Annotated in this window: 8 protein-coding genes and 3 pseudogenes; 9 read left to right on the top strand and 2 right to left on the bottom strand. The window is 40.3% G+C overall.

The window, feature by feature from the left end; genetic code table 11:
- Window positions 1-230, bottom strand: a pseudogene (locus tag CHB62_RS13715) (ISL3 family transposase); the annotation flags it as partial.
- A gap of 93 nt (window positions 231-323) precedes the next feature.
- On the opposite strand from CHB62_RS13715, the pseudogene CHB62_RS13710 reads away from it, so the two are divergent.
- The 4 genes and pseudogenes from CHB62_RS13710 to CHB62_RS13695 form a co-directional block, all read left to right on the top strand.
- Window positions 324-572, top strand: a pseudogene (locus CHB62_RS13710) (DUF8188 family protein); the annotation flags it as partial.
- Window positions 573-733: 161 nt separating this feature from the next.
- On the top strand, window positions 734-1,411 hold the full coding sequence (locus CHB62_RS13705) for a DUF8188 family protein (RefSeq protein ID WP_089367273.1): 678 nt from the start codon (window positions 734-736) through the stop codon (window positions 1,409-1,411).
- 162 nt (window positions 1,412-1,573) lie between these two features.
- Complete coding sequence (locus tag CHB62_RS13700) at window positions 1,574-2,257, top strand: DUF8188 family protein (RefSeq protein WP_089367272.1); 684 nt, start codon at window positions 1,574-1,576, stop codon at window positions 2,255-2,257.
- Between the two features lie 93 nt (window positions 2,258-2,350).
- Window positions 2,351-2,962, top strand: coding sequence for a GAD-like domain-containing protein (locus tag CHB62_RS13695; protein ID WP_089367271.1), 612 nt, complete (start codon window positions 2,351-2,353; stop codon window positions 2,960-2,962).
- 323 nt (window positions 2,963-3,285) lie between these two features.
- On the opposite strand, the pseudogene CHB62_RS15550 reads toward CHB62_RS13695, so the two are convergent.
- Window positions 3,286-3,668, bottom strand: a pseudogene (locus tag CHB62_RS15550) (IS982 family transposase); the annotation flags it as partial.
- Window positions 3,669-4,126: 458 nt separating this feature from the next.
- Here CHB62_RS15550 and CHB62_RS13680 point away from each other — a divergent pair.
- The 5 genes from CHB62_RS13680 (at window position 4,127) to CHB62_RS13660 (ending at window position 9,942) form a co-directional block, all read left to right on the top strand.
- A complete protein-coding gene (locus tag CHB62_RS13680; protein ID WP_009011085.1) occupies window positions 4,127-4,804 on the top strand; it encodes a succinate dehydrogenase/fumarate reductase cytochrome b subunit in 678 nt (225 codons plus the stop codon).
- 37 nt (window positions 4,805-4,841) lie between these two features.
- Window positions 4,842-6,824, top strand: a complete 1,983-nt coding sequence (locus CHB62_RS13675) for a fumarate reductase/succinate dehydrogenase flavoprotein subunit (protein ID WP_009011084.1) — start codon at window positions 4,842-4,844, stop codon at window positions 6,822-6,824.
- A 134-nt stretch (window positions 6,825-6,958) separates the two neighbouring features.
- Window positions 6,959-7,717 (top strand): succinate dehydrogenase/fumarate reductase iron-sulfur subunit, encoded by a 759-nt coding sequence (locus tag CHB62_RS13670; protein ID WP_009435456.1) that lies wholly within the window; start codon window positions 6,959-6,961, stop codon window positions 7,715-7,717.
- Window positions 7,718-7,967: 250 nt separating this feature from the next.
- On the top strand, window positions 7,968-9,023 hold the full coding sequence (locus CHB62_RS13665) for an IS5 family transposase (protein ID WP_089367269.1): 1,056 nt from the start codon (window positions 7,968-7,970) through the stop codon (window positions 9,021-9,023).
- A gap of 112 nt (window positions 9,024-9,135) precedes the next feature.
- Window positions 9,136-9,942, top strand: a complete 807-nt coding sequence (locus CHB62_RS13660; protein WP_240616215.1) for a Tle-like phospholipase domain-containing protein — start codon at window positions 9,136-9,138, stop codon at window positions 9,940-9,942.
- Window positions 9,943-9,990 lie beyond the last annotated feature (48 nt).

The following is a 9,990-nucleotide window of genomic DNA, read 5'->3' as shown; positions in this document are numbered from 1 at the left end:
ATACGATGTACACGCATGTCCAGATAGGTCTTGCTCAGACCAATTGGAACACTTACAAAGCGACGAATATGGCTGCCGTTACGATTGATATTATGACTTCCACATACAGGACAACAAAGTTTTTCCTTTGGAGTTTGGATTTCTAAAACTAAGTTATTATCTTTGTAGCGCAGATTCTGACAATCTTGTTGGAAGACGCCTAAGGCGTTTTGCATTATGCTGGTATCCATGTTCTTGAAGTTTGGTCACTACAAAGATACATAATACCAGCTTTTTTATATAACTTATGAGATATATCTATCCATTTAACGGAAGAACCTTAAAGTTTCTCAGCCTACGTAAATCGTCAACAATGGTTGGATCCAACCTACGGTACAAAGGATAATCCTGTTCCCATCTTCTTTAAGCGTGCGTTGTCAGGACATGAAACTTTAGATATGGATGAACATATTACCATAAAGTCCAGTGTTAACAAAAAGTTTGTTGAACTTTATCTTGCGCATGAATTGTCTTCAAAAGAGTTTAACCGTCTTTATGGGGCGGACATGAAGCGCTTGGGACTAAAGGATTGAGCTGGTTGACGATTAGACTAATTTACGAGTTGACAAGTTGCTTGCAAAGTAAGAAATGTGATTAAAAAGTTGAGAACGCCCCAGATTATTTGTACTTTTGTGATGAGAACAATACAGATGTAATGCAAACTATATGGGTATCATCGCAAATTCATAAAACAATGAGCAACTTTTATTCAAGAATACCAGCTATAGGAGCGACATTAGGAACGGTGTTTGCACTTACCGTAGCAACACCACTGGTAGTTAGTCTTATTGCAAAATTCACACTCGGTGGTAACAAGGCTGCTGTGCCGTACGCAGATACGTATATTCACAATTCGGATACTATAGTGGTTCAGATACCATACTTTACTCAGATTACGCCAGTTGATAAAGTTTTTACTTCGCGTGCCTGGTTTGCAGGAATGGCGCATTCAGAATCATCATGTTATTCACAGATATGTTTTTACTCCCCTAAATATAAAAGACATTTAGCAGTTATTTCATTTATAGGAGGGTATAATGTGGCACAAATGGGAACGGGAAAAGACGCATATAATGTAGATGTAGAAAACGATAGGTTAAGTATAATTTACGAGTCAAAAACGATTTCTGCATACATTAATAAAACACAGTGGCAGGACCCGACGTATGGTACTAAAGATAACCCTATGCCTATATTCTTTAAGCGTGCTTTGTCTGGATTTGAATGTGCTGGAGGTATGGAAGATTTTATTTATATTAAACCTTCCGTGTATAAGAAGTTCGTTGAGCTCTACCTTGCACATGGACTGGAACCCGAGGAGTTTGATAGGCTCTATGGGGCGGACATGGAACGCCTGGGGCTAAAGGATTGAGCTGGTTGACAAGTAGACTGGTTTACGAGTTGACAAGTTGTTTGTAAAGTAAGAAATGTGAGTAAAAAGTTGAGAACGCCCCAGATTATTTGTACTTTTGTGATGAGAACAATGCAGATGTAATGCAAACTATATGGGTATCATCGCAAATTCATAATATCAATGGCAAATAATTTTTCAATAGGAGGATTTAAAATCTTCTCAACAGCAGGTACAGTCTTTGCATCTCTTGTAGGTGCACCACTGCTTATCTTTATTATAACGAGGTTTACGCTCGGTGGAAATAAAGATGCTATTCCTTACGCTGATACATATATAAAGAATTCGGACACAATAGTAGTAAAAATTCCCAAAGACCATCATAAAATTAAAACGGATGATGACATCTTTACCACCAGCGGATGGTTCATGGGAGTAGCACAAACACGCTCGGCAACTTATAATATGTATTATTTCTATTCTCCTAAACATAAGAAATATTTAGGAGTTGTTACTTTTAAAGGCTGCTATAATACCATTCAGAGAGGTAATGGCGAGAAAATCTGGTATGATGACATAGAAACTCAAAGATTAGATTATCTTTACGAGATTAAAAGTTTTTCAGCCTATGTCAATCGTCAGCAATGGCAGGATCCAACCTATGGCACAAAGGATAATCCTGTTCCCATCTTCTTTAAGAGATCACTCTCTGGTCATGAGAAATTAGGTGGTATGGATGATTTTATTACCATCAAGCCCAGTGTTAACAAGAAGTTTGTTGAACTTTACCTTGCACACGAACTATCTTCAAAAGAGTTTAACCGTCTTTATGGAGAAGACATGAAACGCTTGGGGTTGAAAGATTGAATAGGTTAACGAGTAACGCTTGATAACGCAATGATGGACGTAGTTTTGTTTTAACTCCAATTTCTAAGTTCTGAGTAACAAAAAGATAAGATTATGGCACGATTAACATTTGAAGAAAGAAATAAAAACAGCTATACTAAGTATAGTGATGTTCCTATTAAAACAATCAATAAATATAAAGGAGTACTACCTGATGAACTGTTAACCATCTGGCAAAATATGGGCTATGGTATTTATGAAGATGGTTTTATACAGTTTATTAATCCTGATGAGTATGAATTTGTATTTGATTACATTGATAAGTTGTTAGAACCTTCTATCGTATTTGGTGTTACGGCTTTAGGAGATTTGTTAATTTGGGAAGGAAATAATAATTGGACAATTTCACCTGATGAGGGGAATAGAGTTTTGTTAATAAATATAAGAAAGTGCACAAGCGAAATTTTAGGTGATATGGATTTCCTTTTAAACTTTACCTTAGGAGATGAAACAGCTATCATAGACAAGGAGTACTTTGACTCCCGACCTTATTTAAATATTAAGGGAAAGTTATGTGCTTTACAATACGGACAGTGCTATGGTTATGTTCCAGCCTTGGCATTGGGTGGCAAGGCGTCCAATAAAAATCTGCAAGTGGTAGATGTAAAAACGTATATAGACATAATAGGACAAGCTGTTGGTAAAATTATAGATTTATTAGAATAAAAAATTATGGATAATGAAGAATGTATCAGATTACCAAGTAGGTAAAGATACTGGAGAGAATACCACGCAACAAACGAATAGAAATTTTTAATCGCGGGGGCAAAGAATATTTATGTTGTTGGTAGTATTTTATTGTTGAAACTTCTTTGAGTTGTCATTTTTGGAAGAACAATTCTTGATATGGATCCACTTTGGCAACTGGATAGTGTGCTTATGAGAAACACTTTGAATATCATCGGCAAGCTTTTCTTCTTCGTTTTCTTACCATGTATATTCATCATTAGATTTTCAATAGAAATTCGCAATTATATTATCAAACGAATATCAATATGGCTGGCAATGCGGCTGCGTATTTGCTCACACAGGTACCCACAGACTTGCAGCGGTCATTGAACTGACGCGGGAGATAAGGTTGGGGATGGAAGAACGGCACTCCTTCAGCTTCGCCTCAAAAAGCAGTTCTCGCTGTATATCTCCTCAGCTGACATGCTCAATGCGATAACATCCAAATCAGAGAAACGAGGAGTAAGACCGGGACAGCGTGCATTTCCTTCCTTGATAACTAAATCTTCGGAAAATAGCTTGCATATCTCCAAGAATTAGATGAACTTTGTATATAAGTTGCACATAACTGGCTTGTTTAACTTAAAGGTTGAGTATTTTAAGTTACTTATAATAGTGACATGTTCAACTTTTTCTTATATATTTTATTCAATATTTAATTCCGCCAACGGGTAGAGTATAATATTTACTTCTTTAAGGTTGTTGTTTTGTCTATAAATCAAGAAGATGAAACAGCTTTTACCTATGGTACAAATCATATTCTTGCTTTTCACTGATAAAACAGATTTATGGTATTTTCCTAAAAGAATTTGTTTAATTTTTAAGGTTTGTGCGCCTTCTAAAACTATCCTCATTTATTAGGATAGCCTGAGCCTCCTTATTTTAAGTCTAAATACTATACATTTTGTTTAAAATACTTTGATAAATCATTAAAATATAGTATTTTTGCAACGCATAATGTATGCGCTCATACCAACATCTTGGTATCTGATTTAATGAACAATAATTACGATGAGGAGACTGAGAACGGCCTTCTCGTTGCATTCATACATATAGGAATAATAATTCTAACAGTATTAAATATTTAAAATCAAAACATTTATGTGGTTAATCAATTCATCTATTGGTAGAAAGGTGATTATGTCAGTGACTGGCATGGCCCTGATCCTATTCATGACGTTCCACTGCTGTATGAATCTTGTTGCGCTCTTCTCTAAAGATGCTTACAACATGATTTGTGCGTTGTTGGGTGCCAACTGGTATGCAGTAGCAGCTACGGTTGGTCTTGGCGCATTGGCAGTTTGTCACATCGTTTATGCGTTTATCCTTACAGCGCAGAACCGCCGTGCACGTGGTGACAATCGTTATGCTGTCACTGAAAAGCCTGCAGCAGTAGAGTGGGCAAGCCAGAACATGCTTGTTCTCGGTCTTATCGTGTTGCTTGGTCTTGGACTTCACCTCTTCAATTTCTGGTACAATATGATGTTTGCAGAGCTTCTTCATGTCAAATTTATGTATGAACCAGCTGATGGTTTTGCTTACATTCATCACACTTTCTCTAATCCTGTGTATGTAGTTCTCTACATTGTTTGGATTTGTGCATTGTGGTTCCACCTCTCTCACGGTTTCTGGAGTGCTATGCAGACTGTTGGTATCAACGGTAAAGTATGGTTCAATCGTTGGAAGACCATTGGTAACATCTATGTTACGCTGTTGATGCTCGGCTTCCTCGTTGTTGTTCTCGCATTCGCTTTCGGATGTGCTCCTAGCCTTGCATAGTTAAGTATCTAAATTGAAAACTAAATTCAAAACAATCATGACAAAGATATTAGATTCCAAAATACCAGCAGGTCCTGTAGCCGAGAAGTGGACTAACTACAAGGCACATCAGCGTTTGGTTAACCCAAAGAATAAACTGAAACTGGATGTTATCGTTGTTGGTACCGGTCTGGCTGGTGCCAGTGCTGCCGCTTCTCTCGGCGAGATGGGCTTCAACGTATATAACTTCTGCATCCAAGACTCACCTCGTCGTGCACACTCAATCGCTGCACAAGGTGGTATCAATGCTGCTAAGAACTATCAGAACGATGGTGACTCAGTTTACCGTCTGTTCTATGATACAGTGAAAGGTGGTGACTATCGTGCACGTGAAGCTAACGTTTATCGTTTGGCAGAAGTGTCTAACGACATCATCGACCAGTGCGTTGCTCAGGGCGTGCCATTCGCTCGTGAGTATGGCGGTATGTTGGCTAACCGTTCCTTTGGTGGTGCTCAGGTAAGCCGTACCTTCTATGCTAAGGGACAGACAGGTCAGCAGTTGTTGCTTGGTGCATACTCATCATTAAGCGCACAGATTCAGGCTGGTAAGGTAAAGCTCTATACACGTTATGAGATGGAGGATGTCGTTATCGTTGATGGTCATGCACGTGGTATCATTGCTAAGAACCTCGTAACTGGTAAGCTAGAGCGCTTCACTGCAAACGCAGTTGTTATAGCAACTGGTGGCTATGGTAACACTTATTTCCTTTCAACCAACGCTATGGGTTGTAACTGTACAGCCGCTGTTCAGTGCTATCGTAAGGGTGCTTACATGGCTAACCCATCTTACGTTCAGATTCACCCAACCTGTATTCCTGTACATGGCGACAAGCAGTCTAAGTTGACATTGATGTCGGAGTCTCTGCGTAATGATGGTCGTATCTGGGTTCCTAAGAAACTCGAAGATGCTAAGGCATTGCAGGCTGGTACAAAGAAGGGCTCTGATATTCCAGAGGAAGACCGCGACTACTACTTGGAGCGTCGCTACCCTGCCTTCGGTAACCTCGTACCTCGTGACGTTGCTTCACGTGCTGCTAAGGAGCGGTGCGACCATGGTTTCGGTGTTAACAACACTGGTCTTGCTGTGTTCCTCGATTTCTCTGAGTCTATCAACCGCCTTGGTATTGACACAATTCTTCAGCGTTATGGTAACCTCTTCGATATGTATGAGGAGATTACAGACGTCAACCCAGGTGAGTTGGCAAATGAGATTAACGGCGTGAAGTACTACAATCCAATGATGATCTTCCCTGCTATCCACTACACAATGGGTGGTATCTGGGTTGACTACGAGCTGATGACAACCGTTCCTGGTCTATTCTCTATTGGTGAGTGTAATTTCTCTGACCACGGAGCTAACCGTCTTGGTGCTTCTGCTTTGATGCAGGGTCTTGCTGATGGTTACTTTGTATTGCCATATACTATTCAGAACTATCTTGCTGATCAGGCACTCTGGGCAAAGGTTCCAACCGATCGCCCTGAGTTTGATGAGGCTGAGAAGGCTGTCAGTGCAGAGATTGATCGCTTGATGAGTATCCATGGTAAGCGTTCAGTTGACTCTATCCACAAGGAGTTGGGTCATATTATGTGGGAGTATGTAGGTATGGGTCGTACCAAAGAAGGACTCGAGGAAGGTCTCAAACAGTTGAAGGCTCTCCGCGAGGAATTCAACACTAACCTCTTTATCCCTGGTAAGAAGGAAGGCTTGAATGTTGAGCTTGATAAGGCAATTCACCTCCGTGACTTCATCCTCATGGGTGAGCTCGTAGCTTATGATGCATTGCATCGTGAGGAAAGTTGTGGTGGTCACTTCCGTGAGGAGCACCAGACAGAGGAAGGTGAGGCTAAGCGTGACGACGAGAACTTCTTCTATGTTGGTTGTTGGGAGTATCAGGGTGATGACACCAAGACTCCAGAGCTTATCAAGGAACCTCTCGAGTATGAGGCAATCAAGGTACAAACACGTAATTATAAAAACTAGTTGACGAGTTGACGGGAGGACAAGTTGACAAGTTGTTAGCTTGTTCTGCCGATACATTTGTTACTAATTAAGCTTCAAGACAAATAACTTGTTTACTTCACAACTTGTTTACTTGTCAACTAAAACATAATACAATGGCAAAGAATATATCATTCACAATTAAGTATTGGAAGCAGAACGGCCCACAAGATCAGGGTCATTTCGATACACATGAGATGAAGAATATCCCAGATGACACCTCTTTCCTTGAGATGCTCGACATCCTTAACGAGGAGTTGATAGAGGCTGGTGATGAACCATTCGTCTTCGATCACGACTGCCGCGAGGGTATCTGCGGTATGTGCTCACTATATATTAATGGTACTCCACATGGTAAGACAGAGCGTGGTGCAACAACTTGTCAGCTCTACATGCGCCGTTTCAACGATGGTGATGTTATCACTGTTGAGCCATGGCGTTCGGCTGGTTTCCCTGTTATCAAGGACTGTATGGTAGACCGCACAGCCTTCGATAAGATTATTCAGGCTGGTGGTTACACAACAATCCGCACTGGTCAGGCACAGGATGCAAACGCTATTCTTATCTCTAAGGACAATGCTGATGAGGCTATGGACTGTGCAACATGTATCGGTTGTGGTGCTTGTGTTGCAGCTTGTAAGAATGGTTCTGCCATGCTCTTCGTATCATCTAAGGTTAGTCAGTTGGCTCTCTTGCCACAGGGCAAGCCTGAGGCTGCTAAGCGTGCAAAGGCTATGGTAGCTAAGATGGATGAGGTTGGCTTCGGTAACTGTACTAACACACGTGCTTGTGAGGCAGTATGTCCTAAGAACGAGAAGATTGCTAACATCGCTCGTCTGAACCGTGAGTTCATCAAGGCAAAGTTTGCTGATTAATCATAAGTGACTGGTAGTGGTCCTATAGACTGCTACTAAGCTTATTTAGAATATGAAATCCCATAGCTCTTGTATATGAGTTATGGGATTTTTGTTTATATGTCTTAGTTAAGTTAGTATGCAATACTTTATGATTTGAACCTCTTATTGACCTTTGAATTTTATGATTTTACTTTCACCGACTGAGACCTCTGCAAAACTCTTAGTTTAGAAATTTGCTTATATCATTATTTTTTCGTACCTTTATAGTATGAAACAGCAACTTTCCTCTCTCAGTTTTGCCGACCTATTAGTCGGTCAGCGTAAGGTCAAGCAGACCTTCTTTTCTCAGATAGACAATATTATCGATTGGAATCCAATCCGTGGTATTATTGACATTGCCTACACCAAAGGTAACAAGGCAACTGGTCGTCCGAGCTATGATAGTCTTGTGCTTTTTAAAATCGAACTTCTCCGTACTTGGTATGGTCTTAGTGATGGTGAGGTTGAGGAGCAGGTAAACGATCGTTTGTCTTTCAGCCGCTTTGTAGGACTGGGTTTGGAAGATGTTGCTCCTGATAGTGCGACTGTATGTCGTTTCCGTAACATTCTTGTAGAGGCAGACCTTTATGATATGGTACTGAATGAGATTAACCGTCAGTTGGAGCAACAAGGTGTTATTGTCAAACGTGGGGCTATCGTCGATGCCAGCGTTACCGATAGTCCTCGTCGTCCACGTGGTCGTAAGGAATATGAGATAGTTGAGGACAGAGATGAAGAAACGGGTAAATTAAAATCCGAGAAAGCTATGCTCAAGGAGAAACTCAAGCCCAATGTGGACGGAGAGGCACGCTGGATCAAGAAAATGGGAAGGCTCCACTTTGGATACAAACGGCATTCAGTTACAGATGAAAATGGATTGGTTCTTGTAGAGGAGACTACCGCAGCTAATGAGAGCGACATCAAGCATTTGGAAACGCCCCTGAAAAAAGTAAATCTTCCGAAAAAGACTCTCGTATATGCTGATAAGGGTTATGACTCGGCAGAAAACAAGGAGACACTTGCTCGAATGAAACTAAAAAGTCGCATTATGCACAAAGGAACAAGGGCGCATAAGATTACAGAAAGAGAGAAACGCATCAATGTGGCTATCAGTAAAATTAGGTACAGGGTGGAACGCACTTTTGGTTCCATACACAGATGGTTTAGGGGAGGTACGGCAAGATATGTAGGACTTGCCAAAACACATGCACAGCATATTATGGAGGCTGTTGCCTACAACTTATATCGAACGCCAGGGATAATTGTGTCCAATGCTCTCAAATAAAAGAAAATTGGACACAAATATAGATGATAATAATCGTTTTACGGCATCAATTATACCAATAAACACGTTGGAATATGCTTCTAAACACAACTAAATGGGAATTTCTCTATAAATGAAGGTTTTGCAGAGGTCTCATTCATCCGTAAAAATCAGTGGTCATAAAGCCTTACTTGAAGGAGCTATGTTGAATTGCATACAAGGAGGACTTATAACTATCATAAAACCTGACTTTTCTGAAGCCACTAAAATGTTAGTCTTAAGTTACTTTGCTTATAATCGAATGTCAAAAGAGAAAGCTAAGGATTATGACATGGACGAGGCTATGGATGGGCTAAGCCCTAAACAACAAGCTATGCTTAAGAGTGAAGAACTTGAGGGGTATGAGAAGTTGGATGCAGTGGAAATGAGAAAGTTAGGAATCACAGATTTAAGAGAAATTGACGACCCACATACAGGATTTAAAGCTGATATCTATAAAGACACGAATGGAGATTATGTACTTGTTTATCGTGGTACCTACAGTGACCCTGACCATCCTGAAAATGATTTAATACATGACTGGAGCAAAGAATGGACTGATGACAATATGAAACAGGGATTAGGTATGGGAAGTGAACAATATAAAAAGTCTATAGAATTAGCTAAAAAAGTAAAAAAAGGATTAGAAAGACAAGGTAAACAAATGACTATTGCTGGTCATTCCCTTGGTGGTGGTTTGGCGACAGCTGCAGGTGCTGCCACTGGTAGCAAGACTTACGCTTTCTGCCCTGCGGGTGTTCATCCGAATACTTATAAAAAGTATGGCGTACAGAATTCTAATACTTCAAAGGTTCATACCTATTATTCAAATCAAGATTTCTTAAATATGGCAACGCAAGTTCAACATAGAACTGCAATCCCAAGTGCTGGTGTAGCTTAATAATCTATACCTGAAAACACCGCGGGGTTTGGGGGCGAGAAGCCCCCA

It is taken from the genome of Prevotella jejuni, from assembly GCF_900187995.1.
In the GTDB taxonomy this organism is placed as follows: domain Bacteria; phylum Bacteroidota; class Bacteroidia; order Bacteroidales; family Bacteroidaceae; genus Prevotella; species Prevotella jejuni.
Note: the sequence above shows the minus strand (reverse complement) of the source record. Positions and strands in the feature narration are given on the sequence as shown.